Source organism: Pseudarthrobacter sp. C4D7, from assembly GCF_013359725.1.
Lineage (GTDB): Bacteria > Actinomycetota > Actinomycetes > Actinomycetales > Micrococcaceae > Arthrobacter.
Map to the genome: position 1 here is coordinate 25,008 of NZ_JABFMW010000017.1, position 26,648 is coordinate 51,655.

The following is a 26,648-nucleotide window of genomic DNA, read 5'->3' on the forward strand; positions in this document are numbered from 1 at the left end:
GAGAATTCGTGTCCACGAACCTTGAAGGCATCATCAACCCGCCGATCGACTCGCTGCTTGAGGCGGCCGATTCCAAGTACGGCCTGGTGATCTTCGGTGCCAAGCGCGCTCGTCAGATCAACGCCTACTACGCCCAGCTGCACGAGGGCCTGTTCGAATACGTCGGCCCCCTGGTCGACACTAAACTGAACGAAAAGTCGCTCTCGATCGCTCTGCGCGAGATCAACGAAGGCAAGCTGGTTTCCACGCCGATCGAAGCAGCAGAGTAATCCTGCCGCTTCACTGACTTGCTGTTGACGGAGATCACGTGCGCATAGTCCTCGGAGTCGGGGGAGGGATTGCCGCCTACAAGGTGGCATCGCTCCTCCGGCTTTTTTCTGAAGCCGGCCATGACGTCACGGTGATCCCCACGGAGGCGTCCACCCGCTTCATCGGCACCGCAACCTGGGAGGCCCTGTCCGGGAATCCGGTCAGCAACAGCGTCTTCGACGACGTGCACCTGGTCAACCACGTCCGTCTAGGCCATGAGGCCGACCTGGTTGTCGTGGCACCGGCCACCGCGGACCTCCTGGCCAAAGCCGCGACCGGCCAGGCCGGGGACCTGCTGACCAACACGCTGCTGATGGCACATGGCCCCGTGCTGTTCGCCCCTGCGATGCACACCGAAATGTGGCAGCACGCCGCAACCCGGGCCAACGTCGAAACGCTCCGCAGCCGCGGAGCCGCCGTCCTGGAGCCTGCTTCCGGCCGCCTGACCGGCGCGGACTCGGGCCCGGGACGCCTTCCCGAACCGCAGGCGATCTTCGACGCCGCCATGGCACTGGTCCAGGGCCAGTCCGACTACCAGCTGCCCCTCGCCGGCCGCACGGTGACCATCAGCGCCGGGGGTACCCGCGAACCGCTGGACCCCGTGCGTTTTCTCGGCAACCGGTCCTCGGGCAAGCAGGGCGTGGCGCTGGCCGTCGCCGCCCGGAACGCCGGTGCCACCGTCCGGCTGCTGGCGGCCCACATGGACGTCCAGCCGCCCGCCGGCGTCGACATAGTCCGCGTCGAGACTGCCCTCCAACTGCGGGAAGCTGCCCTGGCGGCCGCTGCCGGCTCCGACGTCGTCATTATGGCTGCGGCCGTGGCCGACTTCCGCCCGGCCGACGTCTCGGACACCAAGATCAAGAAGCGGGACGACGCCGCGGATCCCGTCATCACGCTGGTCCGGAATCCTGACATCCTGCAGGAGCTCGTGGAACAGCGGAATTCCGCAGCTGCCGGGCAACTCATCGTGGGATTCGCAGCAGAAACAGGGGACAGCGAGGGCGATGTCCTGGGCTACGCGGAGGCGAAACTCCGGCGGAAGGGCTGCGACCTGCTGGTGGTGAACCACGTGGGGACGGACAAAGTGTTCGGGCAGGACGCCAACTCCGTGGTCATCCTTTCGCGTTCCGGCTCCGAACCACAGGAAGCGTCCGGGACCAAGGCCGAGGTTTCGGAAGCCATCATCAAGCGCATCAGCTTCGAATTGAACCACGTTTCACCCCTCACCTGAGGTGATTTCGGCCACCTCGTCTTAGCACGGGGACATGTACTGACGCCTCCCTGACGGGAGTGCCAACACCAACCAGTAAGGTAGTTGAGTGACTTTACCGCTGCACCTTCCCCAGACCCACGGGGCCACGCCCTCCGCGCTCCGGCTCTTCACGTCCGAGTCGGTCACCGAAGGCCACCCGGACAAGATCTGCGACCAGATCAGCGACGCCATCCTTGACGCGCTCCTGGCGGCCGATCCAGAGTCCCGTGTGGCCGTGGAAACCATGGCCACCACCGGGCTGGTGCACGTGGCAGGCGAGGTCACCACCGACGCCTACGTCGAAATCCCGCAGATCGTCCGCGAGACCATCCTTGGCATCGGCTACGACTCCTCGGCCAACGGTTTTGACGGCGCCCGCTGCGGCGTGTCCGTATCCATCGGCCAGCAGTCCAACGACATTGCCGGCGGCGTCTTCAACTCCCTGGAGGCCCGCGAGGGCCGCCAGGAGGATGACTACGACCTCCAGGGCGCAGGCGACCAGGGCCTGATGTTCGGCTACGCCAGTGACGAAACCCCGTCGTACATGCCCACGCCGATCTGGCTGGCCCACCGGCTCTCCGAGCGCCTTACCGACGTCCGTAAGAAGGGCCAGCTGGCCTACCTCCGCCCGGACGGCAAGACCCAGGTGACTGTTGGTTACGACAAGGACGTCCCTGTTTCTGTTGAAACCGTGGTGATTTCCAGCCAGCACGCCGAGGGCGCGAGCCTGGAACAGCTGCGCGCCGACCTCGCCGCCGTGGTGATTGAGCCGGTCCTGGCCGCAGCCAACCTGGACATTTCCCGCGCAGCGAATATTCTCAATCCTGCCGGTGAGTTCGTTATCGGCGGCCCTGTGGGAGACGCCGGCCTGACCGGCCGCAAGATTATCGTGGACACCTACGGCGGCATGGCCCGCCACGGCGGTGGCGCCTTCTCCGGCAAGGATCCGTCCAAGGTGGACCGCTCCGCCGCATACGCCATGCGCTGGGTTGCCAAGAACGTGGTGGCCGCGGGGCTCGCCAAGAGGGCAGAGATCCAGATCGCCTACGCCATCGGCCAGGCCCGCCCGGTGGGAACTTACGTGGAGACGTTCGGCACCGAGACCGTCGATCCGGCCCGCATCAGCGAAGCCATTGCGGAAATCTTCGACCTCCGGCCGCGCGCCATCATCGACGCCCTGGACCTGAAGCGTCCCATCTATGCCAAGACTGCTGCCCACGGGCACTTCGGCCGCGATGATCCCGACTTCACGTGGGAACGCCTTGACCGGGTGGACGACTTGAAGGCATTCTTCAACGCCTAGCCGCGCTCCGGCCGGAAGCCCGATGCGGCAGTGGCAGGACCGGGCATCCCCAATTGCCAATGTCAGTGCCCGGTGATTGCCTGTTCCTGTCCCCATCCGGTAGCTGAGCGGAGGTAGCTGCAATGGTTGCTGACAGTTCCGTGCAGCCATCGCTGCTGCAGGGCTTTCCGGCGCGGACCATGCCCAGTGGCATCGCCGTCGCAGCGCACCTCCCCGTGGCCAGGGTCCTCGTGGAGTCCTCGCTGCCGCACCTGGACCGGCCTTTCGACTACGCGGTCCCGGAAGCGCTTGACCAGGCTGCCCAACCGGGCGTCAGGGTGAAGGTCAAGTTCAACGGCCAGGATCTCAACGGATTTGTCCTCGAACGGCTGGCCCAGTCCGACGCCGGGCATACGTTGGTGCCACTGGCAAAAGTCGTCTCACCTGTTCCGGTCCTCACGCCGGCCGTGAAGGACCTTGCCGCCGCTGTGGCGGCCCGCTACGCGGGTACCGTCAGTGACGTCCTCCGCCTTGCCGTGCCGCCCCGCGTGGCCAGGTTGGAGAAGGAGTACCCCGGGGCCCTGGGGCCTGCGGAACCGGACGTTGCAGCCGGGGAGGGGGCAGCCGGCGAAGGGGCAGCCGGGGCCGCCGGGGCCGCCCCGGTGTCCGGGACGTCGGCCTGGGGCGCCTACCGCACCGGTGCCGCTTTCCTGCGGCACCTTGCCGCCGGTGGGTCCCCGCGTGCCGTCATCAATCCGTTGCAGGGGTACGGGGCCGCCGGTTGGCCGGTCCTCCTTGCCCAGGCCGCCGCCGCGGCGTATACCTCGGGCCGTGGCGCGCTGCTGGTGGTGCCTGACTACCGTGACCTTGACCGGTTGGAGGAGGCGCTGGAGGACCTGGTGCCGGGGGAGGCCGTGGCCAGGCTTACCGCGGATGACGGTCCCACCCCACGGTACCGGAACTTCCTGCGCCTGCTGGCGGGCAGTGCCAGGATCGCCATCGGTACCCGTTCGGCAGCATTTGCCCCGGTGCAGGACCTCGGGCTTGTTGCCTGCTGGGACGACGGCGACGACCTCCACATCGAACAGCGCGCACCGTACGCCCATGCCCGCGAGGTCCTGCTCCTGAGAGCCGAACAAGAGGGGACGTCATGCCTCCTCGCCGGGCACGCCCGCAGCACCGAGGTCCAGCGGCTGGTGGAGGCCGGCTGGGCAGTCCCCGTCGAAGCCGAGCGGGCAACCGTCCGCGGCACTGTCCCGCGCGTGGTCAGTACTGCCGACAGCTTCGAACAGGGCCGGGACCCGCTGGCCACTATCGCCCGCCTCCCGCACGCCGCGTGGCAGGCTGCCAAGGAGGGGCTGGAACGCGGTCCCGTCCTGGTCCAGGTTGCAAGGGCAGGCTACGCGCCGTCCCTGGTGTGCGAAACCTGCCGTGAACCCGCCCGATGCGGCCACTGCCAGGGTCCCTTGGCGCTGGCCGGCACCTCCGCACTGCCCCAATGCCGCTGGTGCTCTACGCCGGCTCCTGAGTGGAAATGCTCCCACTGCGGTGGCCGGCGGCTTCGCAAAGGTGCCACGGGGGTGCTGCGCACCGCCGAAGAGCTTGGCCGTGCCTTCCCCGGAACAACCGTCACCACGTCCTCCGGAGACCAGGTGAAAGCCCAGGTAGGTCCGGGCAAAGCACTGGTGGTGGCCACGGTGGGGGCGGAGCCTGTTGCACAGGGCGGATATGCCGCCGCGCTGCTGCTGGACGGGGATTCCCTGCTGCGCCGCGAGACGCTCCGCGCGGGTGAGGACACAGTGCGCCGCTGGTTCAACGCAGCCGCGCTGGTTCGCCCCGCCCCGGACAAGGGGCTGGTGGTGGTCACCGCCGCGGACACCGCCGCTACCGGGGCACTGCTGCGGTGGGATCCGTCCGGCTACGCCAGGCGCGAACTGTCCCTGCGGATCGAACTCCAGCTTCCGCCGGCGGTGCGCATTGCTTCCGTGACGGGGCCGCGCGCCGCCGTCGAACACTACACGGGTGCGGTGGAAGCTGACCTGGCCGGTGCGGGGATCACCGTGCGGACTGCAGGCCCCGCACCGCTCCTGCTCACCGCACCGCCCTCCGGCAGGCAGTCAGCCGAGGATGTGCGCACCCTGCTGTTTTTCCCCTACGGCCAGGCGTCCGCGGTCGTGCGCGTCCTCCGCGTCACCCGCGCCGCCGTGGCGGCCAAGCGGGCCACAGACCCGGTGCAGCTTCGGCTGGACGGCGTCGACGTACTTTAGGGCCGCCGCCCTTTCGCCACCACCTCGTGCGCGGCGTCCACTAGTTGGCGCGCCGATTCATCCCAGCTGAACTCCGCCGCCCTGGCCATGGAACGCCGGGACATGTCCTTCCAGTGGGCATTGTCCTGAAGCTGGCGCACGGCGTCCGCAAACTGCGTGGGAGACTCCGGATCCACATACAGCGCGGCGTCCGCCCCCACTTCACGGAAGATCGGAATGTCGCTGGCGACCACCGGTGTGCCCACCGCCATGGCCTCCACCAACGGAAGCCCGTAACCTTCGGCACGGGACAGGCTGACCAGCGCCGTGGCCCGGTGGAGGAGCCCGTCATACTCCGCGTCCGTGACGCCGTTGTGGAACATCACCGATGCCCCCGCCGGCACAACTGCCTCGATCTCCGCCCGCCGCTCCGGGGTGATCCGGCTGAGCAGATGGAGCGTGTAGCCCGGAAGCCGGGCCATGCCGGCCACCATGGTTTCCACGTTCTTGTAAGGCATGAAGGAACCCATGTAGATGATCGTCTTGTCCGTGCCGGCTGCCGGGTCGCGGGGTTCCTGCGCCGGCTGCGGGGCGTTGGCGATGATGCGGACGGGCCTGCGCGTCAGCCGGTACTTGGCCATGAGCGCCTCGGTGGTCCGGCTGATGGTGGCCACGGTATCGGCCCGGTCCAGGAGCAGCCGCTGGGGCCAAAATGCCTTGTGGTAGAGGCGCCACAACAGTCTGACCGGTGCAGGCAGGAATCCCGGGGGAGCGGGGTGTTCGTAATAGATCAGATCATGCAGGGTCAGGATCAGGCCGTACTTCCGGCCCCAGGTGCCCATGGTCTGCATGGGGCAGACCACGACGTCCGCCCCAAGGGCGTTGACTTTCCGGGCAACGAACAGCTCCAGGGGCGAAAGCGGGCTGTTGATTATGGTGTAGGGCACGTCCGGCAGGAGGGCAAGCTGCCGGACGTCCGAAACGAGCATGGAGACATCGGCAATCTTGGCCGTGGCCGCAATCAGGCTGGCTCCGTAGCGGCTGATGCCGTCGTGGTGGTCGGTGCGGGTGAAACGTGCATCAATGACGATCTTCACGCGGGGTGGTCCTCCAGGAAGCTGCGGATGTAACGGGCGGCTGGTTCAGGGGTCTCGTAGTGGATGAGGTGCCCGACGCCGGGAATCACCTTAAGCTCCCCGTCGGGGAGGATTTCCAGGAGGCGGTGCTGGTTGGGGAGGGTGGCTATTTCGTCCTTTTCGCCGGCAACCAGCAGCACGGGTAGTTCCAGTTGTCCTGCCACCTCGGCCACGTGGTGGCTGACGGATGCGGTGAAAGACTCCAGCAGGCTGTCCCGGTCGGCAAAGGAACTGAAGTACGCGTGGTGCTGGTCGTGGATGAAGGCCCGAAGCCCGGCGTTGCGGGTTTTGGCCATGGTTTCGCTCATGACCCGCACGATCAGCGGGTTGCGCAGCAGGGCAAGGCCGGGCCCGCTCGGAAGCCGCGCCGCGAGTTGGTAGTACAGGACGGCCAGCCGTGTCATCACGCCTTTGGGCCCCTCCAGGGCCGGCGCGGCAATCGGATTGATCAGGATGAGCGGATGCACGGCGTCCGGGTTGCCGGCCACGAAGTGCGAGGCCACGATGGAACCGAACGAATGGCCCAGCAGCACGGTGTCCGGCCCCAGGTTCAAAGCAGCCATGAAGTCGGTAATGAACTGCCCGTAGCGCTCCACGGAGTGGGGGCCTGGGGCAAAAGCATCCGAACTGCCGAAGCCCGGGAGGTCCGGCATGATGAGGCGCATGTCCGGTAGCTGGTCCGCTACGCGCAGGAGTCCGTGGTGGTCCCCGCGGAACCCGTGGATCACCAGGATGGTCCGGGTGTCCTGGCTCTCCGCAACGGGCTCATAGGTCCAGAAAGCCACCGTGCTGCCGTTCAGCTCCACCGTGGACGCGGACGTGCGGGCGGCGAGTCCGGCGCTCAGGTACGCGGGCGCAGGGGAGGGCCCCGGGTTCACTGTATTCATGCCCGGGCCTAGTTGACGTTGTCCGGATGCGACCCGGTCCGTTGCCCGCGGTCCAGCGCTTTAATGGCAACCAGGTCGCGCTCGGAGAGCTCAAAGCCGAAGATGTCCAGGTTCTCGCGGATCCGGGCTTCGGAGCTGGCCTTCGGGATGGCGATGTGTCCCAGTTGCATGTGCCAGCGGAGGATCACCTGCGCTGGGGTCCGGCGGTGTTCGGCGGCGCAGGCCTGGATGACGGGGTCGGCCAGCACCTGGCCGCGGCCCAGCGGGCTCCAGGCCTCGGTCCGGATGCCGAGCTCAGTGTGCTTGGCACGCAGTTCCTCCTGTTGCAGCCAGGGGTGGAGCTCCACCTGGTTGACGGCGGGGACCACTTCCGCGCTCTGCAGCAGGCGGTCAAGGTGGGCCGGCTGGAAATTGCTGACGCCGATGGCGCGGACCCTGCCTTCGCGGTAGAGCGTCTCCAGGGCGCGATAGGTTTCCGGGTACAGGCCGCGGCGCGGGCACGGCCAGTGGACGAGGTACATGTCCACATAGTCCAGGCCCAGGTTGACCATCGAATCATCGAAAGCGCGAAGTGTTGCGTCATAGCCGTGGTGGTCGTTCCATACCTTCGTGGTGATGAAGACGTCTTCACGGGTCAGGGACGGAAAAAGCTCGCCCGAGCCGCCGCTGCCGGTCCCGGCATCCAGCTGCGAACTGATGCCGCGAGCAACGCCGGTTTCGTTCCCGTACATGGCGGCGGTGTCGAAATGCCGGTAGCCGGCGGCCAGGGCGGTGGCCACCAGCCCTTCCGCGTCCGCTGCCGGTACCTTGTACAGCCCAAAGCCAAGCTGGTCTATCAGCACGCCGTTGTTCAGGCTGAGCCGGGGTGAGGTTCTCATGGCAACGACTTTACCCACTTCAGCTGGTGAGGCCCTCGTAATCGACTAGTCGCCGTGCAGTGGCTTCGTCGAGGATCAGATCGGTGGCAAGCCGGGCGGCGAGCGCTCCGCGCAGCCCGTTGATTTTGGAGACCCCCGACACCACACAGATCCTGCGGCGCACCTGCCGGAGCTGGGCGAGGGAAGGGCCCGTGGACCGCTCGTTCAGGACGATCCCGTCGGAAGACCCGTCGCCGCGGAAGAACACGGTGGCAACATCGCCCACCACGTCGGAGTTGGCCAGGGCGTTGAGGTCCTCCTCGTCGAGGTACCCGCCGGCGTAGACATGGCTGGGGTAGTCGGCATGCACGGATCCGACGCCGAAAATGGCAATGCTCATCTTGGCCTGGAGTTCCAGGACGCGCTGAACACTGCGCTCATTCCACATGGCCGTCTTCGTTGCGGCGTGGTCGAAGAAGGCCGGCACCGGGAACTGCTCCACCCGTGCCCCGTAGGCGCTGCCGAACCTGCGCATGATGTCACTCGCGTAGGTGATTCCCGTGGTGTGCATGTTCCCGGCGCCGTTGAGCTGGACGATCACGCTGTCGTGGGTGATCTTCCGGGTGAGGTGGCGGCTCACCGCGCTGAGCGTGGACCCCCAGGCCACGCCGATGATGGCATTGGAGTCCACCAGGGGCCCGATGGTCCGGGCCGCCTGCATGGCCACCCGGTCCAGGGTTTCGGCCTCGTTCAGGGTCCCCAGGATGGGAACCACGTGGACATCCAGGTTGTATCGGCGCCGGATCATGCCCTCCAGTTCGGGGCCGGTGTCCAAGGGATTGCGGATCTGGATCTGCACCAGGCCGGACTCCCGTGCAGAGGAGAGCAGCCGGGAAACGGTGGACCGGGACGTCCGCAGCTCGCGTGCGATCGCATCCATGGTGAGGTCCTGCAGGTAATACATTTGTGCAGCCCGAAGGGCCTCCTGGTCACGGGAAAGTGCCATCTCACTTCCGTTCTGCACGTTTGTGCATAGTGCTTGACTCCATTTTCCATTTCTCCAAACAATAGAGCAGAACGGCGGCGCCACCCAGCGGTGACCGCATCACACAAAGCCCCAAGGGAGTCGTTTTGGGACCCAAGGATTCATCCGTCCAACCAGCTGCATCTGCGCCCCGGCCAGCGGCCGAACGCGCGTCCGTCCACAGCCTGCGCCGGCGTCCGCACGCAAAAGTCCTGGTCGTTGGCGGCGGCATCAACGGTGTAGGTACCTTCCGTGACCTGGCACTGCAGGGCGTCGACGTCGCCCTCGTGGAGCGCGGCGACTACTGCCAGGGCGCCAGCGGCGCGTCCTCGCACATGATCCACGGCGGTATCCGCTACCTCGAAAACGGCGAGTTCCGGCTGGTCCGGGAATCCGTCGTCGAGCGCAACCGCCTCCTGAAGATCGCCCCGCACTACGTCAAGCCCCTGCAGACAACCATCCCCATCTTCAGCACCTTTTCCGGCATCCTCTCCGCGCCGCTCCGCTTCCTCACCCACAAGCAGCAGGGCAAGCCCAAGGAGCGCGGCGCGTTCCTCATCAAGGTGGGCCTCAGCCTCTACGATTCGTTTTCCCGCGACGGCGGCACGGTGCCGCGGCACCAGTTCCGCACCCACAAGGCAGCCCTCCAGGAGCTGCCCGCCCTGAGGTCCGACGTCAAGTACACCGCCACGTACTTCGACGCCTCCGTGCACAACCCCGAACGGCTGACCCTTGACGTCCTCCAGGACGGCGAGAAGGCAGGACGGGCAGGCAACAGCCAGGGCGCAAGTGCCCAGGGTGACACGGCCCGGGCGAGCAACTACCTGTCGCTGCAGTCCATGTCCCCGGAGCCTAACCCGGGAACCGGCCTTGGAAGCACAGTCCGGCTCCGCGATGAACTCACCGGTGAGGAGTTCGACTTCACCGCGGACATCATCGTCAACACCACCGGGGCGTGGGTGGACCACACCAACGAAGCCATGGGTGCAGCGTCGGCCTTCATGGGCGGCACCAAGGGCTCCCACATCGTGCTGGACCACCAGGGCCTGCTCGACGCCTGCCGCGGCCGGGAAATCTTCTTCGAGCACACTGACGGCCGCATCGTCCTGATCTACCCGATGGGTGACCGGGTGCTGGTAGGCACCACGGACGTTGACGCGGACATGTCGGAAGATGCCATCTGCACCGATGAAGAGATCCAGTACTTCTTCGACCTGATCGGCCATGTCTTCCCGTCCATCGACGTGACGCCGGATGACATCGTCTACACGTTCTCCGGAGTCCGCCCCCTGCCGAGCCATGACGCCACGCAGCCGGGCTTTGTCTCCCGCGACTACCGCATCGAACGCCGGACGTCGGGTGCCAACGGATCCGGCGCCGCCGTACTGAGCCTGGTGGGCGGAAAGTGGACCACCTTCCGCGCCCTCGCTGAACACATGACCAACGACGTCCTCACCGAACTTGGGGTACAGCGGAAGGTGTCGACGGCGCAGCTCCCCATCGGTGGGGGTGCAGCCTTCCCGGCCGACGAGGCAGGCGTGCAGAAGTGGATCAAGGCCCACATGGGTGCCGGCCGCGACGCAGACCGCACCGCCGGGCTGTTGACCCGCTACGGGACCCGGGCTGAAGCCGTGATCGAGTACCTCGACGCCGAACCTGACCAGGTGCTGCGCTCCACCCGGGAACTGAGCGTCCGTGAACTGGTGTTCATGGCCGAGAACGAGCAGGTGGGGCATTTGGTGGATGTCCTCATCCGGCGCACCTCCCTGGCCTTCCGCGGGCTGGTGACCGGAGAGCTCCTCAACGAGATGGCGGAGGTGCTGGCGGTCCCGCTCAAATGGGACGCCTCGGCGCGCGCCGCCGAGATCAAGCACGCCCAAGACGTGCTGCAGCGTTTCCACCGCGTGGAAACGCACAGCCTGGTCTCCTAAGGGCCGGGCGGCCGGCCGGGGCGCGCCAGCGTCCCGGCCCCACGGTCCTTCGCCCGCGGGGGACCGACAATTAAACAAAGAAGGAGTCAAAGATGTCTCTAGGAATAGTCTTCCTCTCCGAAGTCTTTGGCACGGGCATGCTGACCCTGTTGGGTTGCGGCGTCGTTGCCAACGTGGCTTTGCGGGGGACGAAAGGCAACAACGGCGGATTCCTGATGGTCACATGGGGGTGGGGTATCGCTGTCTTCTGTGGCGTCTTCGTCGCCGCCAAGTCCGGTGCACACCTGAATCCGGCCGTGACCTTGGGCCTGCTGCTCAACGGCAAGGCCGAGTACGCCCCGGGAGTCGCTGTTGATTTCGGGACGACGCTGACCTACCTCGGCGGCGAGATGGTGGGCGCTTTCCTCGGTGCCGTGGTCTGTTGGCTGGCCTACAAGCAGCATTTCGATGACGAGCCCGAACCTGCAGGCAAGCTGGGCACGTTTTCCACCGGCCCGGCCATCCGTTCCACCCCCTGGAACCTGATCACCGAGATCGTCGGCACATTCGTCCTGGTCTTCGTGATCCTGACCCTCGGCGGCACCCCCTCGGGCCTTGGCCCGCTCGCCGTGGCGCTGCTCGTGGTCGGCATCGGCGTTTCGCTCGGCGGCCCCACCGGATACGCCATCAACCCGGCCCGCGACCTCGGACCCCGCATCGCCCACGCAGTGCTTCCCATCAAGGGCAAAGGCTCCAGTGACTGGAGCTATGCCTGGATTCCGGTGGTCGGCCCGCTGGTCGGCGGCGCCCTCGCCGGCATTGTTGCAAGGATCGTTCCAATCATCATCACCGCCGCCGCTTGACCACCCGTCACCCAGATCGAACAACAAGACAAGGACGTCACTATGAACCAGTACGTAATCGCCATCGACCAGGGCACCACCAGCACCCGCGCCATCATCTTCGACCACAGCGGCGCCATCGTCTCCACCGGCCAGATGGAACACGAGCAGATCTTCCCGCAGGCAGGTTGGGTTGAGCACGACGCCGCGGAAATCTGGAACAACACCCGTGAGGTCATTGGCTCTGCCCTGTCAAAGGCGAACCTGACGCGGCACGATATCGCCGCCGTCGGCATCACCAACCAGCGCGAGACCGCCGTCGTATGGGACAAGACCACCGGCAAGCCGGTCTACAACGCCATTGTGTGGCAGGACACGCGCACCCAGGACATCGTGGACCAGCTGGCCAAGGACGGCGGAGCGGACCGCTTCAAACAGAAGGTGGGCCTCCCGCTGGCCACCTACTTCTCCGGCACCAAGATCAAGTGGATCCTGGACAACGTGGATGGCGCCAGGGAAAAAGCCGAATCCGGGGACCTGGTCTTCGGCAACACCGACGCCTGGGTCCTGTGGAACCTGACCGGCGGTGTCGACGGCGGAGTCCATGTCACCGACGTCACCAACGCCTCCCGCACCCTGTTCATGGATCTTGAAACCCTGCAGTGGGACGACGAGATCCTGGGCATCTTCGGCGTGCCGCGCAGCATGATGCCGGAGATCAAGTCCTCCTCCGAGGTATACGGCAACGTCCACAGCTCCCAGCTGCTCCGCGAGACGCCAGTGGCGGGCATCCTGGGCGACCAGCAGGCCGCAACCTTCGGCCAGGCCGCCTTTGACGCCGGCGAAGCGAAGAACACCTACGGCACCGGCTGCTTCCTCATCTTCAACACGGGCGAAGAAATCGTCCACTCGAAGAACGGGCTGCTGACCACGGTGGGCTACAAGCTGGGCGACGCCAAACCGCACTACGCCCTGGAAGGATCCATTGCCGTCACCGGCTCGCTGGTGCAGTGGCTCCGCGACAACCTTGGAATGATCAGCAGCGCCCCGGAGGTGGAAACCCTTGCCGCGTCGGTGAAGGATAACGGCGGCGTGTACATCGTGCCCGCGTTCTCCGGCCTTTTCGCCCCGTACTGGCGCTCGGACGCCCGTGGTGCGATCGTGGGCCTGACCCGGTTCGTCAACAAGAACCACATCGCCCGGGCAGCGCTGGAAGCCACCGCGTTCCAGACCCGCGAGGTGCTGGATGCCGTCAACGCAGACTCCGGCGTGCCGCTGAGCGAATTGAAGGTCGACGGCGGCATGGTGGCCAACGACGCCCTCATGCAGTTCCAGGCGGACATCCTGGGTGTTCCGGTGATCCGTCCCAAGGTCATCGAAACCACGGCACTGGGTGCTGCCTACGCGGCTGGCCTGGCAGTCGGCTTCTGGAAGGACCTGGGCGAGTGCTCGGCCAACTGGTCCGAGGACAAGCGATGGGAACCGCAGATGGAGAAGTCTGAGCAGGAACGGCAGATGCGGCTCTGGAAGAAGGCGGTCACCAAGTCCATGGAGTGGGTCGACGAGGACGTTCGCTAGCTGCAGCTTAGGTTGAGGAAGGCGGCCCCTGCCCCGCCCGCTTCGCGGTGCCCACCACACCCGGGCGAGGGGCCGCCTTCCTCAACCCTTGTGCGGCCTGTCCCACGTGCGCCGCCTGTTTCCATGTCGTGGTGGACACGCGGTAAGGTGATGGTATGCGTGCGATCCTCCTGCTTAGCTAGCCGCCCGGCATCCCGTCCAGACTTCCGGATTGTCGAGCGGCAGCCCCTCCATGGAGAGGGGCTTTTGTGTGTCCGGGACGAAGTGCGGGCCCGGAGCAGGGGACCGAAGGATCAGGCGCGTCCCGTCCTGATCGGACAAGATCGAAAAGAATAGAAGAGGCCAGCAGTGAGCGTTCAGCCGGAGACAGAGACCGGAACAGCAGCAGCCGTCGCAGGTGCCGCCCCCGAGGAGGGCACCTACAATTTCGCCGCCATGGAGGCGAAGTGGCCGCAGGTCTGGGAGGACCTCAAGGTCTTCACCCCGCTCGACGACGGCTCCAAGGAACGCCGCTACGTGCTGGACATGTTCCCCTACCCCTCCGGCGACCTGCACATGGGCCACGCCGAAGCATTCGCGATGGGTGACGTCGTCGCCCGCTACCTGCGCCAGCAGGGCTTCGACGTGCTGCACCCGATCGGCTGGGACTCCTTCGGCCTGCCCGCCGAGAACGCCGCCATCAAACGCAACGCCCACCCCAGCGAGTGGACCTACGCCAACATCGACACCCAGGCCGCGTCCTTCAAGCGGTACGCGATCTCCGCCGACTGGTCCCGCCGGCTGCACACCTCCGACCCGGGGTACTACCGCTGGACGCAGTGGCTGTTCAAGCGCTTCTACGAGCGCGGCCTGGCGTACCGCAAGAACTCCCCGGTCAACTGGTGCCCCAAGGACCAAACGGTCCTGGCCAACGAGCAGGTGGTGAACGGCGCCTGCGAGCGCTGCGGCACCGCCGTGACCAAGAAGTCCCTGAACCAGTGGTACTTCAAGATCACCGACTACGCGGACCGGCTGCTGGACGACATGGAGGAACTGCGCGGCCACTGGCCCGAGCGGGTCCTGGCCATGCAGAAGAACTGGATCGGCCGCTCCGAGGGTGCGCACGTCACCTTCGTCGTAGAGGCCGACGGCGGCAAGCCCGCCAAGGACGTCACCGTCTTCACCACGCGCCCGGACACCCTGTACGGTGCGACGTTCTTCGTGGTCGCCGCAGACGCGCCGATCGCCGTCGAACTGGTCACCGAGGAACACGCCGCGGCCCTGGACGCCTACCGCGAGCAGGTCAAGGCCCTCTCCGAGATCGAACGCCAGTCCACCGAACGCGAAAAGACCGGCGTCTTCACCGGCCGCTACGCCATCAACCCGCTGAACGGCGAGAAGCTGCCGGTATGGGCTGCCGACTACGTGCTGGCCGACTACGGCACCGGCGCCATTATGGCCGTGCCCGCACACGACCAGCGCGACCTGGACTTCGCGAAGACCTTCGACCTGCCGGTCCGGGCCGTCCTGGACACCGGCGAGGAAGATCCCGCCGTCTCCGGCACCGCGACCGCCGGCGAGGGCACCCTGATCAACTCCGGGGAGCTGAACGGGCTGCCCAAGGCTGAGGCCATTCCCGCCGCCATCACCATCCTGGAGAAGCTGGGAACCGGCGAGAAGTTCGTGAACTTCCGGCTGCGTGACTGGCTGCTGAGCCGTCAGCGGTTCTGGGGCGCCCCCATCCCGATCATTCACTGCCCGGACTGCGGCGAGGTCCCGGTCCCGGACGACCAGCTGCCGGTCACCCTGCCGGATGACCTCCGCGGCGAGGACCTGTCTCCGAAGGGCACCTCCCCGCTGGCCGCCGCCGAGGCCTGGGTCAACGTGGAATGCCCCTCCTGCCACGGCCCGGCAAAGCGCGACACGGACACCATGGACACCTTCGTGGACTCCTCCTGGTACTTCCTGCGGTTCGTTTCCCCGCAGTACACCGAGGGGCCGTTCGATCCCGCGAAGATCAACGAGTGGATGCCCGTCGGCCAGTACGTGGGCGGCGTCGAGCACGCCATCCTGCACCTGCTCTATGCCCGCTTCTTCACCAAGGTCATCCACGACATGGGCCTGATCGAGGCCGACGAGCCCTTCCGCGCCCTGCTGAACCAGGGCCAGGTCCTCAACGGCGGCAAAGCCATGAGCAAGTCGCTCGGCAACGGCGTGGACCTGGGCGAACAGCTGGACAAGTACGGCGTCGACGCCGTCCGCCTGACCATGATCTTCGCCTCCCCGCCGGAGGACGACGTCGACTGGGCGGACGTCTCGCCGTCGGGGTCCGCGAAGTTCCTGGCCCGCGCCTGGCGGCTCGGCCAGGACGTCACCAGTGAGCCCGGCGTTGACTTCGCCGCCGGTGACCGGGCGCTGCGTGCCGTCACGCACCGCACCATCGCCGACGCCCAGGCACTGCTGGACGCGAACAAGTTCAACGTCGTGGTGGCCAAGCTCATGGAGCTGGTGAACGCCACCCGCAAAACGATTGACGCCGGCGCCGGCGCAGCCGATCCCGCAGTCCGCGAAGCCGCCGAGGCAGTGGCCGTCATCCTCAGCCTCTTCGCCCCGTACACCGCCGAGGACATGTGGAACCTGCTGGGCCACCCTGCGTCGGTTGCCAACGCCGGCTGGCCGGCCCACGACCTTGCCCTGCTGGTCCAGGACACGGTCACCGCCGTCGTCCAGGTACAGGGCAAGGTCCGCGACCGGCTGGAGGTGTCCCCGGACGTCTCCGAGGACCAGCTGCGCGAGCTGGCCCTCGCATCGGAAAACGTCCAGCGTGCCCTGGACGGCCGTGGCATCCGGACAGTCATTGTTCGTGCGCCTAAGCTGGTCAACATCGTTCCGGCCTAGTTGTTGTACCCGCAGTGACAGAACGGCCGCGGGAATTATTCCGGCGGCCGTTGCCGGCTAAGCAGGACACCGTTTCCAGGAGGCCCCTTGCCAGACAGTAGCGCCGCCGCCTGGCCATGGGTCCGTGCCCGGCTGTCGGGTCTGCGGCCTGCAGCCCGCCCCGGCGCCAGACGCCCGGGCGGCAGCCCTGCCGGGCGCACCGCCGTCGTCACCGACTCGGCCGCTGCCCTGCCGGCGGACTACGTGTCCGGACTTCCCCGGGACGGGATCCTGACAGTGACTCCGATGCCCGTTATGGTCGGCGCCGAAATCTACGGTGAGGGCGAAGACGACATCCTGGAGACCATCGCCGTTGCCTTGGCCGCAGGTACCCCGGTCAAGACCTCCAGACCATCGCCGGGGCAGTTCGAGCAGGCCTACCGGGCCGCCGAACTCCGGGGATACGAAGGGATCGTTTCGGTCCACATCTCGGGCGGACTCTCCGGCACCGCGGACGCCGCCCGCCTGGCTGCGGCCAAGGTAGGAATCCCGGTGGACGTGGTGGACACGGGAACGGTCGGCATGGCGCAGGGCCTGGCCGTCCAGGCAGCGGTGGAAGCAGCGTCAGCCGGCGGCGACCGGTCCGCGGTGGCCGCCGCGGCAGCGGCCCAGGCGGCACGCACCAAGGTCTTCTTCTACGTGCCCACCCTTGAGCAGTTGCGCCGCGGCGGGCGGATCGGGGCGGCGGCGTCGCTCCTGGGGACGATGCTCGCCATCAAACCAATCCTGGCGGTCGACGGCGGCAGGATCGTTCCGCTCGAAAAGGTGCGCTCAGGTGCCAGGGCCGTGGCCCGGCTTGAAGAAATCGTCGTGGCGGAAGCGGAGGCGCATCCCGGCGACTCCGTGGTTCTGGCCGTCCACCACTTCGGCAATCCCGAGGAAGCGGAGAGCCTGGCGGTGCGGCTGGAGGCGGCCCTTCCACAGTGCCCTCCGGCCCAGATCAGTTCGCTTCCCGCCGTCTTGGCAGCACATGCAGGTCTTGGCGTCCTGGCGGTCATTGTCGGCACGATGCCCGGCGGACACGGTGGCGGTGGCGGTCCCGCCTAAGACGGAGGGCACGGGGAGGCTGCTGCGGTTCCAACCGCCGGGTCCTTGGCCTCTGGCAGCACTGCATGGGGGCCCGTAGCGTCGGCACATCAGGGACGTTCCCGTTCGGGACGGCAGTCAGAGGCCGGAGGAAACCATGCGTGCTCCTGGAATCCGCGCTTTGGGGACGTGCGCCATGGCCGTGGCCGCGCTGGTGATGAGTCTGGCCGGATGCGCGCAGGGTGGCAGCCCCTCGTCGCCTACCCAAGCCAAACCAGCCGGATCAGGGAACCCGGCCTGCGACCTGATCACTCCTGCCATCGCTGCCAAGGTCGATCCCGGCCTTGTCCAAGTGGGGCAATACGATAAACCGGCTGGAAGTCCGGCCTATCTGTGCAGCTACATGAGCAAGTACGAGAAGGTCCTTGCGCTCTCCGTCTCGCTCATCTCGCCCGCATCGGCCGCCGACATCACCGACGCGAAAAAGGCCCCCGACTGCTCTGCGGTGGATGGCATTGGTGACTTCGCCTGCATGCAGTGGACGGGATGGTTCCGCGGCGAGCCAGGCGGGGCGTCGGCAAACACCGTACTCAAAGCCATCAGGGGCAAGGAATCCCTTGACCTCCGCATCGTGGCGATGCCGCCCATCGCAGCGGGAACCCCGGTACCGGACGGCAACATTTCGGCACGCGCCCTGGCACAGGCAGCTGTCGATGCCGGATGGGGCAATGGTACTGACCTGCGCGTTCCGCCGGCGCCGGCTGTCGGTCCGCAGGCGTCCACCAAAACCCTGTATGCGCCCTGGTAAGTGCCGAGGCCCTCCAGCAGGCCTTCGGTGCCACCACCCAGGCGCAGGTCGTCCCCGGGGACGGCAGTTGCCGGTACCGGTTTGGTTCGTTGGGCACACCTGGTCCGGATTCGCTGGTGTTCGCCATCGAACTCCACGAAGGCGGCGCGTCCCTGCTGTCCGGCATTTTGCCGCCGCATGGACAAAACATCCAGGGCGTTGGCGACAAAGCAACGCTCAATATCAGCTCAAATCCGGGTGGACCGAAGTCCCTCAGGCCGGAAAGCAGCGTTCCGGTCACCTCCTTGACCTTGATGGTGGCGCGCGGCAACAACATGGCCATCTTCACCGCAGAGATTCTGATTTCTCCCAGCGGGCCAACCGAGGAGCAGGTCAAGGGGCAGTTCGTCACCCTGGTCAAGGGCGTCGATTTCTAAGTCAGCCAGCGCACGCTGCGCCAACAAACTCCAGGGCCGTACACAGAGGAGGAAATCCGGATGGCCAGGGAAGCCAGTTCAGTGCAAAAGGTTACGTGCGTCGGTCGGTTCGGAAGAGCCGGAATGCTGGGCGCTGCACTGTTGATCCTCACCGCATGCGGGTCGGGCCAGCCAGTTGACACGGCTTCACAGACGGGCAGCAGTACCACCCATTCAGACGCCTCAAGCACGAGCCCCCCGGCGGAGCCCAGCACGGCGTCGCCCAAGGTCTTTACCGACCAGGAACTCATGGCCATCAGCAGTAAAGTTCTTGAGCCACACGGCGGAAGAGCTGAGGACACGGCCATGGCACGCACGTCATACGCGTTGATGACCCAGCCGCCGGCGTCTGCGCCGGCGTCATCCCTGCTGGGTCCCACCGAACCAGCAGAATGCAGCGTGTTCCACAGGTCGTGGCAGCACGAGGCACAATTGGATCTTTCCATGGGCTTTGCCCTGGGCGAGGTGTTCAACGCCCGTGATCAAGGAAACGGCACGATCCTTATTGATGTGCGAAGCGCTCCCAGGGACACCCTCGTCAAGGCCGACTTTGATTACAGCCAGGAACTGATGGTTCGCTGCGCCACGTTGGGCCAGATGCCCTCCGCAGCTGGCGGGCCCCAGAAGTTCACGATTCAACTTCGTCCGGGTCCGGACATCGGGGAGAAAGCCTACGTGACCAAGCAATTCTTCAACGGGAACGTCACTGGCGTTGGGCTCCGAGTCCTTGCTGGAACAGTGTCACTCGACATGGGATCCAACACCGGGATGGCGATAAGCGAGGAAGAGGCCCGCAGCCTGATGTCGCAGATTGCGCAGGAGTTTATCGACGCGGCACGGAACCAGTAGCCACCGTGCGGAACCGGTACGGCGCGTGCACCTTTCCACATAGCGGGCCCGGCACGTGCACCGTGGCGGCGCAGGTTCCTAGGGTGGAACCATGTCACGCCGGGATGCTGGATCAGCACGTCAGCAGGCGCGGCATGCAAGGGAACGGCTTCAGGCCACTTTGGGGGAAGCGCCCGGGCTTCTGGACGGCGGGGGCGCCTCCGAGGCATTTGAGTACAGCGGCCAAGGGGAGCCGGAAGCATCCGGAACCGGCGCCGATGACGGTATCGGTAGTGTGCCGTCCCTCCGGTGGCGCGTGGGGTTGCGGGTTGCCCTGCTCCTGGCCGGGCTGGCACTGGCGGCAGGATCCTGGTTCTGGTGGCAGGCCGGTGCGGCAACCCCGGAAGTTGTGCCCCTAAACGGCGCCAGCGCAGGCAAAGACACCGCTACGGCCGGCAGCGCCGCGGTGGACAGCACACCTCCGGGCGACCCTGGCGGCGCGGATTCAGGAAGCCGCGGTCCCGGCCCGGGACAGCCTCCGGACGGCTCCCTCGTGGTGGTCCACGTGGCTGGAGCCGTAGCTGCCCCTGGTGTCATCCGGCTCCAGCACGGCAGCCGCGTAGATGACGCCATTTCGGCCGCCGGCGGGGCAGTCCCGGACGCCGACGTGAACCGCCTGAACCTTGCCCTGGTGGTGGAGGACGGGCAAAAGATCTACGTCCCGCTGCGTGGGGAACCAGCGTCATCCGGTTCACATTCCGCTGCCACCAGTGGAACAGGCACAGGAGGCACAGGCCCGGGAGGTGCTGGATCAGACGACGCCGGCCAACCGGCAGGTGCCGCCGGCGGGAAGATCAATCTCAACACCGCCGACGCCGCGGAACTGGACAGCCTGCCCAAGGTGGGGCCGGTGCTGGCGCAGCGGATCGTGGACTGGCGGAAGGACCATGGGCCCTTCAAAAGCGTCGAGGAACTGGATGCAGTGGACGGGGTGGGGCCCAAGATGCTCGAAACCCTGCTTCCCTTGGTGACGGTGTAAGGCGCCCTGATGGCAGCGGGCGGGAGCCGGTCCGGCAGGGCGGGCCGCAGAGGAAAAAGGGCTCCGGACCGGGGCCAGGGGGCCACCAGCCCTTGGAGCAGGTTCGTGGACTCCGCGGTCCAGGGCGCGGCGCCTGGGCAGGACGCCGCAGCCGGCACCATGTTGGGTTCGGCGACGCAGCCTCCCCGAACCGGTACGCCTTCGACAGCGCTGCCCGAGCCGCCCCCACGCCGTCAACTGCCAGGACTGCGTCCAGGCCGCCCGGCAGAACTGAAAGGCATGGGCCTGGGAGGCTATTGGGCCCATGGCGTGGCGCACGTCCGCAAGCGCCGGACCGATATCCGCGCGCGACAGGAAGACAGTGGCTCCGGGGCCGTGGAGCCAAGGCGCCGCACGGACCTCCGCCTGGCACTGCCTGCCGTACTGGTGTGGGCCGCCGCGGTGGCCGGGATCTGGCTGCCGCCTGCGTCGCTGGCCGCCCTGTGCTGGGCGCTTGCGGTCCTCGGGGGCCTGTTCCTGATCAGGGCGGTGAAGAGGGGACAGAAGCATCGGGTGGCGGCCACGCTGAGCCGCTCATCAGGTCAGCCGGCGAACCATCGCGGCCGCCGCAGCTTCCGAGCGGCATTGGGGGTCGCCCTGATGCTCGCCGCCGCGTCGGCAGCCCACTCCGCCACGGCGTCTAGCCAACGGTTCGAAGGGCCGCTTGCCGAAGCAGCAGCATCCGGCAAGTCCGCCGTGGCCATAGTAGAAGTCGCCGGAAACCCACGACCCCTGGCCGGGCCCGGAGGGTCTGCGGCGGGACGATGGGCAGTCGCGGTATGGACGCAGGAAGTCACGGCCGGCGGTCTCCTGGTTCGTACCCGTGCCCGGGTCGTCGTGATGGGCGGCACGGGGTGGGGTGACGTGGTGCCGGGACAAACCCTGCGCGCCGCGGGCAAGCTGCGGCCGCCGGATCCCGGAGCCCAGGAGGCAGCAACACTCGCCGCTTCAACCGGTCCCGGCAAGCCCGGGGGAGGGTCGGTGCTGGAGGGCGCCGCCCGGGAGCTCCGCAGCCGTTTCGTATCCGCCGCCGCCTTCCTTGGGCCGGACGCCGGGGGCCTTCTCCCGGGAATGGTCACCGGCGACACCAGCGCCCTGGACCAAGGGCTGGGCAATGCCATGAAGGCTGTTGGCATGACACACCTGACAGCGGTCAGCGGTGCGAACTGCAGCCTGGTGCTGGGGGCGCTGCTGCTGTTGTGCAGGCGGTTCAGGCTGCCGCGGGCGCCTGCCGCTGCTGTGGCACTTGGCGGCCTGGCCCTGTTCGTGGTTCTGGTGGGACCTGATGCCAGTGTCCTCCGGGCGGCGCTGATGGGAGCCATCGGGATAGCTTCGCTGGCCGGAGGACGGCCGGGGCGCGGCTTGAGTTTCCTTTGCCTGGCCGTCCTGGGGCTCCTGCTGGGGGATCCCGCCCTCGGCACCAGTTTTGGCTTCCTGCTTTCAGTCCTGGCCACGCTGGGAATCATTCTTCTGGGACGCCGGATCATCAGCTGGATTCCCGGAGCGGTCCCACGATGGCTTGCGGCAGCAGTAGCGGTTCCGCTGTCTGCCCAGCTGTTGTGCGGGCCTGTGATCGTTCTCCTCCAAGCCCAGTTTTCAACGTATTCGTTGGTTGCCAACGTTGTGGTCTCGCCCCTGGTAGCTCCCGTAACGCTGCTGGGCACAGCGGCCGTGCCCCTGGTGGTGCTGTGGCCGGGGGCTGCCGCGGCGTTGATCGCCGTCGCAGGGTTCTTCAGCGGAGGTGTGGCCGCCACGGCACGGCTGGCAGCGCAGCTTCCGGGATCATCGCTGCCCTGGCCGGAAGGGGTGCCGGGGATGCTGTCCATGGTGCTGCTGTCGGTGCTTTCGCTGGCGGGCCTGGAAGCGCTGGCGCGGCCCCGCCGGATTATCCGCAGGGTCCGCACCGCACATGCCGGTACGGTCGCCCAGCTGGCTCTGCTGGAGTCGCGGATTCAGGGCTTACGCGCTGTCCGCGGCTTGGACCCCGGCCCCAGACGTGGCAGGCTGGGATACTGCAATAAAACCTCCGGAAGGAACTGCCGATGGCCGCTGCGCAAAAGCGGGCACCCCGCTCCCAAGCGTCCAACACAGCATCCTGGCGGGACGTAACCCCGGCACGGATCGTCCTGGTAAGCGGTCCCGAGGAGTACCTGGGAATCAGGGCGATGGACAGCATCCGGTCCCAGGTCAGGGCGGCAGCACCGGACGTCGAAGTGAGCCGAATCAACGCCGCCGGGTACGAAGCCGGCACCTTGACCATGCAGGTGAGCCCTTCCCTGTTTGGCGAGAGCAAACTGATTGAAGTGGAAGCTGTGGAGGGCATGAACGACGCTTTCCTGGCAGACGCCCTCGGGTACCTGCAGCACCCGGAAGAGGACGCCGTCGTCGTGCTTCGCCATGCAGGCGGGGCCCGCGGAAAGAAGCTCCTCGACGCTGTCAGGAAAGGCGGCTGGCCGGTCGTCGAGTGCCAGCCGCTGAAGAAGGAATCGGACAAGGTCCAGTTCGTCGTCGCGGAATTCAAGGCAGCCGGACGCCGGATCAACCAGGACGCCGTGCAGGCGCTGGTCAATGCCGTGGGGGCAGACCTCTCAGAGCTCGCTGCCGCCTGCGCCCAGCTGATCGCCGACGCCGGGAGCACCGTCACCACTGACACCGTGGACAAGTACTATGGCGGCCGGGTCGAGGCCACCGCCTTCAAAGTGGCCGATGCCGCCATGGCAGGAAACGCACCCCTCGCGCTGTCCACCCTGCGCCACGCCCTGGCCACCGGGGCTGACCCGGTACCGCTGGTAGCCGCACTTGCCTCGAAGCTGCGGACGGTGGCACGGGTGGCAGGCGCCTCCGGACCATCAGCGCAAATCGCCGCGGAACTGGGCATGCAGCCCTGGCTGGTGGAGCAGGCCCAGCGCGACGTAAGGCGTTGGACCCCTGACGGCCTGGTGCGGTCCATCCAGGCCACGGCGGAGGCCGATGCCCAGGTCAAGGGCCTGTCCCGGGATCCTGTATACGCCGTGGAGCACGCCGTCACCGTGATTGCCATGTCCGTGCAGGGCCGATAGGGCCCGGAGCGCCAACAAGGCCAGGACGCACACCGCGTAGCCCGCCGCATCTCCCGGTAGTATTCGACGGCGTCCTGCCGCGGCCCGCCGTCCTTAAAGGCGTGTGGCCGGCACCCGAGGGTACCGGCCACACCATCAGTTCGTGGGAACTGGAAACCTTAGAGTGCGTTGACCTTCTTGGAGATCGCCGACTTGCGGTTCGCTGCGTTGTTCTTGTGCAGAACACCCTTGCTGACAGCCTTGTCCAGCTTACGGCTGGCAGTAACGAGCGCAGTAGTAGCAGCTTCCTTGTCAGAGGACTCAACAGCGGTGTTGACGGCGCGGATGGCCGTCTTCAGCTCAGACTTGACTGCGTTGTTACGCAGGCGGGCCTTCTCGTTGGTCAGGATGCGCTTCTTCTGGGACTTGATATTCGCCACGTGTGAACTCTCTTTGTAATGCGGAAATGGTCTAGAGGGCTTTCAGGCTGGCCTTGACTGAGCGGCGTGGGGATACCTATGGCGGCCAGCCATCAGTGACCGTCGACCTGCACGGACACACAGCAATAAAGACTAGCAGGTCAGCGGCAACTCTGGCCATTTAGGGGATCAACTCCAGCCGTGTCGGCGCCGAAGCCCGGCGGCCACCTTCTCAAAGCGCACTTCGTCCAGGACCGCCCCTTCCCGCCGGACAGTACTGGGGTGGATCTGCAGGATGCGGTCAAGCCGCACCTCACTGGGCCTGCCCTGCCTGTCCCAGCCGCCGGGGCCGAGATCCATGTAGTCCCCTGACGACATCCCGGCAGGAACCCGGTCCCGGCTGGTGAGCATCAGGCCCAAGAGGAGCGGGCCGTTGTGTCCCACCACCAACACTGGCCGGTCCTTACCCTTGCCGTGATCCTCCTCATAGGGAACCCAGGCCCAGACCACCTCGCCCGGGTCCGGTTCGCCGTCGCGCTGCGGGGCGTAACGGAGGGAGACGCGTCCGGTGTAATCGCCAGGATAGGGGCCTTTCCCGGCCCGGACGCCCGGGGTGGGGGATGGGCGTTGGGCCACGTCCCCTTTCTGCAGCATGCGCAGGGCGCGGCGGACGGCGTTTCCCAGGGAGTGCAGATCGAAGGCCATCCCCGCAGCCTATCGGCGGTGCCGTGCAGCCGGAACCCGGATCCACGGGCAGGGATGCGGTGGCGGCGTCCCGGACGTGGGACACTGGAGGCTAAAGATGTGCGGCTGGACCGCAGGCGGCCTTTGTGTGCCTGACGGATGGGCTGCAGAAAAGCCAACAGTAAGGACCCTGCGTGTCTCCCATGGCCCGCACCGCACCGGTGCCCGCCGCGACAGATCCGGCAATCATTCGGAACTTTTGCATCATCGCGCATATCGACCACGGCAAGTCCACCCTGGCTGACCGCATGCTGCAGTCCACCGGGGTTGTCCAGGCGCGCGACATGAAGGCGCAATACCTGGACCGGATGGACATCGAGCGTGAACGCGGCATCACCATCAAGTCCCAGGCAGTGCGCATGCCGTGGGAGGTGGACGGAGTCAGCTACGCGCTGAACATGATCGACACCCCGGGCCACGTTGACTTCACCTATGAGGTGTCCAGGTCCCTGGCCGCGTGCGAGGGCGCAATCCTCCTGGTGGATGCGGCGCAGGGCATCGAGGCCCAGACGCTGGCGAACCTCTACCTGGCCATGGAGAACAACCTCACCATCATCCCGGTGCTGAACAAGATCGACCTGCCGGCGGCGCAGCCGGAGAAGTACGCAGCCGAGCTTGCCAACCTGATTGGCGGCGACCCCGAGGACGTCCTGCGCGTGTCCGGCAAGACCGGCGTGGGCGTGGAAGCCCTCCTGGACAAGATCGTCCGCGATCTGCCCGCCCCGGAGGGCGATCCCGACGCACCCGCACGTGCCATGATTTTCGACTCCGTCTATGACACCTACCGGGGCGTTGTGACGTATGTGCGTGTGGTTGACGGAATGCTGCATCCGCGGGAACGCATCCAGATGATGTCCACCCGGGCCTCCCACGAGCTTCTGGAAATCGGCGTCAGCTCCCCGGAGCCCACACCCTCCAAGGGCCTGGGCGTAGGCGAAGTGGGCTACCTGATCACCGGCGTGAAGGACGTCCGGCAGTCCAAGGTCGGCGACACCGTCACCAACCTGGCCAAGCCGGCGGCGAAGTCGCTTCCCGGCTACGCCGATGCCAAGCCCATGGTCTTCTCCGGCCTGTACCCGCTGGACGGCGCCGACTACCCGGTACTCCGCGACGCCCTCGAAAAACTGATGCTCAATGACGCGGCCCTGGTGTATGAGCCGGAAACTTCCGCTGCCCTGGGCTTCGGGTTCCGGGTGGGCTTCCTGGGCCTGCTGCACCTCGAGATCACCCGTGAACGGCTGGAGCGCGAATACAACCTGGACCTGATCTCAACGGCACCCAACGTCGAGTACGAGGTGACGCTGGAGGACAAGAAGGTGGTCCGCGTGACCAACCCCAGCGAGTACCCCACCGGCAAAATCGCCGAGGTGCGCGAGCCCATGGTCTCCGCCACCATCCTGGCCCCCAACGAATTCGTGGGTGCCATCATGGAACTGTGCCAGTCACGCCGCGGGGTCATGAATGGGATGGACTACCTTTCCGAGGACCGGGTGGAAATCCGCTACCGCCTGCCGCTGGCGGAAATCGTCTTCGACTTCTTCGACATCCTGAAATCAAAGACGCGGGGCTACGGCTCCCTTGACTGGAAAGCCGACGGCGAACAGGTGGCCGACCTGGTCAAGGTGGACATCATGCTCCAGGGCGAACAGGTGGACGCCTTCAGCGCCATCACGCACCGCGACAAGGCCTACGCCTACGGTGTGATGATGACCGGCAAGCTGCGCGAGCTCATCCCGCGGCAGCAGTTCGAGGTGCCCATCCAGGCAGCGATCGGTTCCAGGATCATCGCCCGCGAAAGCATCCGCGCCATCCGCAAGGACGTGCTGGCCAAGTGCTACGGCGGTGACATCTCGCGTAAGCGCAAGCTGCTGGAAAAGCAAAAAGAAGGCAAGAAGCGCATGAAGATGGTGGGAACGGTGGAGGTTCCGCAGGAAGCGTTCATCGCTGCCCTCACCACGGACGAATCGAAGGACAAGGCCAAGAAGAAGTGACCACCGCACAGTGGGGGATCCG

General features: G+C 66.6%; 22 protein-coding genes. 16 read left to right on the forward strand and 6 right to left on the reverse strand.

Features of this window, described 5'->3' with window-relative positions; genetic code table 11:
- The first annotated feature begins 8 nt into the window (after positions 1 to 8).
- The 4 genes from rpoZ (at position 9) to HNO81_RS12835 (ending at position 5,110) form a co-directional block, all read left to right on the forward strand.
- Positions 9 to 269 carry a DNA-directed RNA polymerase subunit omega gene (gene rpoZ, locus HNO81_RS12820; RefSeq protein ID WP_003800778.1) on the forward strand — a complete coding sequence of 87 codons (261 nt, stop codon included), beginning with the start codon at positions 9 to 11 and terminating at the stop codon, positions 267 to 269.
- A gap of 38 nt (positions 270 to 307) precedes the next feature.
- Entirely contained in the window at positions 308 to 1,540 is a 1,233-nt protein-coding gene (gene coaBC, locus HNO81_RS12825; RefSeq protein WP_175318495.1) for a bifunctional phosphopantothenoylcysteine decarboxylase/phosphopantothenate--cysteine ligase CoaBC, read from the forward strand.
- A gap of 88 nt (positions 1,541 to 1,628) precedes the next feature.
- Complete coding sequence (metK, locus tag HNO81_RS12830; RefSeq protein WP_175318496.1) at positions 1,629 to 2,864, forward strand: methionine adenosyltransferase; 1,236 nt, start codon at positions 1,629 to 1,631, stop codon at positions 2,862 to 2,864.
- Between the two features lie 122 nt (positions 2,865 to 2,986).
- Positions 2,987 to 5,110, forward strand: coding sequence for a primosomal protein N' (locus HNO81_RS12835; RefSeq protein WP_175318497.1), 2,124 nt, complete (start codon positions 2,987 to 2,989; stop codon positions 5,108 to 5,110).
- Here HNO81_RS12835 and HNO81_RS12840 read toward each other — a convergent pair.
- Genes HNO81_RS12840 through HNO81_RS12855 form a run of 4 tightly spaced genes read right to left on the reverse strand, consistent with a single transcriptional unit; the run spans position 5,107 to position 8,975 of the window.
- Positions 5,107 to 6,186 carry a glycosyltransferase family 1 protein gene (locus HNO81_RS12840; RefSeq protein ID WP_175318498.1) on the reverse strand — a complete coding sequence of 360 codons (1,080 nt, stop codon included), beginning with the start codon at positions 6,184 to 6,186 and terminating at the stop codon, positions 5,107 to 5,109. The genes HNO81_RS12835 and HNO81_RS12840 overlap by 4 nt on opposite strands.
- Positions 6,183 to 7,112: an alpha/beta fold hydrolase gene (locus tag HNO81_RS12845; RefSeq protein ID WP_175318499.1), complete on the reverse strand. Its 930-nt coding sequence runs from the start codon at positions 7,110 to 7,112 to the stop codon at positions 6,183 to 6,185. Before HNO81_RS12845 ends, HNO81_RS12840 begins: the two co-directional genes overlap by 4 nt.
- 8 nt (positions 7,113 to 7,120) lie before the next feature.
- Positions 7,121 to 7,990: an aldo/keto reductase gene (locus HNO81_RS12850; RefSeq protein ID WP_175318500.1), complete on the reverse strand. Its 870-nt coding sequence runs from the start codon at positions 7,988 to 7,990 to the stop codon at positions 7,121 to 7,123.
- 19 nt (positions 7,991 to 8,009) lie between these two features.
- Positions 8,010 to 8,975 carry a sugar-binding transcriptional regulator gene (locus tag HNO81_RS12855; protein ID WP_175318501.1) on the reverse strand — a complete coding sequence of 322 codons (966 nt, stop codon included), beginning with the start codon at positions 8,973 to 8,975 and terminating at the stop codon, positions 8,010 to 8,012.
- Between the two features lie 125 nt (positions 8,976 to 9,100).
- Between HNO81_RS12855 and HNO81_RS12860 the strand changes: the two genes are divergently transcribed.
- The 11 genes from HNO81_RS12860 to holA all read left to right on the forward strand — a co-directional run bounded on the left by HNO81_RS12860 (position 9,101) and on the right by holA (position 23,493).
- Positions 9,101 to 10,924, forward strand: a complete 1,824-nt coding sequence (locus HNO81_RS12860) for a glycerol-3-phosphate dehydrogenase/oxidase (RefSeq protein ID WP_175318502.1) — start codon at positions 9,101 to 9,103, stop codon at positions 10,922 to 10,924.
- A gap of 92 nt (positions 10,925 to 11,016) precedes the next feature.
- Positions 11,017 to 11,766 (forward strand): MIP/aquaporin family protein, encoded by a 750-nt coding sequence (locus HNO81_RS12865; protein WP_175318503.1) that lies wholly within the window; start codon positions 11,017 to 11,019, stop codon positions 11,764 to 11,766.
- Positions 11,767 to 11,808: 42 nt separating this feature from the next.
- A complete protein-coding gene (gene glpK / locus HNO81_RS12870; protein WP_175318504.1) occupies positions 11,809 to 13,323 on the forward strand; it encodes a glycerol kinase GlpK in 1,515 nt (504 codons plus the stop codon).
- A gap of 348 nt (positions 13,324 to 13,671) precedes the next feature.
- Positions 13,672 to 16,200, forward strand: a complete 2,529-nt coding sequence (gene leuS, locus HNO81_RS12875) for a leucine--tRNA ligase (RefSeq protein WP_175318505.1) — start codon at positions 13,672 to 13,674, stop codon at positions 16,198 to 16,200.
- A gap of 87 nt (positions 16,201 to 16,287) precedes the next feature.
- A complete protein-coding gene (locus tag HNO81_RS12880) occupies positions 16,288 to 17,286 on the forward strand; it encodes a DegV family protein (RefSeq protein ID WP_175318506.1) in 999 nt (332 codons plus the stop codon).
- Between the two features lie 136 nt (positions 17,287 to 17,422).
- On the forward strand, positions 17,423 to 18,073 hold the full coding sequence (locus HNO81_RS20140; RefSeq protein WP_254703452.1) for a hypothetical protein: 651 nt from the start codon (positions 17,423 to 17,425) through the stop codon (positions 18,071 to 18,073).
- Between the two features lie 116 nt (positions 18,074 to 18,189).
- Positions 18,190 to 18,489 (forward strand): hypothetical protein, encoded by a 300-nt coding sequence (locus HNO81_RS20145; RefSeq protein WP_254703453.1) that lies wholly within the window; start codon positions 18,190 to 18,192, stop codon positions 18,487 to 18,489.
- A 288-nt stretch (positions 18,490 to 18,777) separates the two neighbouring features.
- Positions 18,778 to 19,377 carry a hypothetical protein gene (locus HNO81_RS12890; RefSeq protein ID WP_175318507.1) on the forward strand — a complete coding sequence of 200 codons (600 nt, stop codon included), beginning with the start codon at positions 18,778 to 18,780 and terminating at the stop codon, positions 19,375 to 19,377.
- 91 nt (positions 19,378 to 19,468) lie between these two features.
- Positions 19,469 to 20,395 (forward strand): helix-hairpin-helix domain-containing protein, encoded by a 927-nt coding sequence (locus tag HNO81_RS12895; RefSeq protein ID WP_175318508.1) that lies wholly within the window; start codon positions 19,469 to 19,471, stop codon positions 20,393 to 20,395.
- A gap of 279 nt (positions 20,396 to 20,674) precedes the next feature.
- On the forward strand, positions 20,675 to 22,543 hold the full coding sequence (locus tag HNO81_RS12900) for a ComEC/Rec2 family competence protein (RefSeq protein WP_254703454.1): 1,869 nt from the start codon (positions 20,675 to 20,677) through the stop codon (positions 22,541 to 22,543).
- Positions 22,477 to 23,493, forward strand: coding sequence for a DNA polymerase III subunit delta (gene holA / locus HNO81_RS12905; protein WP_175318510.1), 1,017 nt, complete (start codon positions 22,477 to 22,479; stop codon positions 23,491 to 23,493). Before HNO81_RS12900 ends, holA begins: the two co-directional genes overlap by 67 nt.
- A 158-nt stretch (positions 23,494 to 23,651) precedes the next feature.
- Here the strand turns inward: holA and rpsT are convergent, their stop codons facing one another.
- Both rpsT and HNO81_RS12915 read right to left on the reverse strand, forming a co-directional pair.
- Positions 23,652 to 23,912, reverse strand: a complete 261-nt coding sequence (rpsT, locus tag HNO81_RS12910) for a 30S ribosomal protein S20 (RefSeq protein ID WP_018769282.1) — start codon at positions 23,910 to 23,912, stop codon at positions 23,652 to 23,654.
- A gap of 168 nt (positions 23,913 to 24,080) precedes the next feature.
- Positions 24,081 to 24,596 (reverse strand): type II toxin-antitoxin system PemK/MazF family toxin, encoded by a 516-nt coding sequence (locus tag HNO81_RS12915; protein WP_175318511.1) that lies wholly within the window; start codon positions 24,594 to 24,596, stop codon positions 24,081 to 24,083.
- A gap of 173 nt (positions 24,597 to 24,769) precedes the next feature.
- On the opposite strand from HNO81_RS12915, the gene lepA reads away from it, so the two are divergent.
- A complete protein-coding gene (gene lepA, locus HNO81_RS12920) occupies positions 24,770 to 26,626 on the forward strand; it encodes a translation elongation factor 4 (RefSeq protein WP_175318512.1) in 1,857 nt (618 codons plus the stop codon).
- The last annotated feature ends 22 nt before the right edge of the window (positions 26,627 to 26,648 follow it).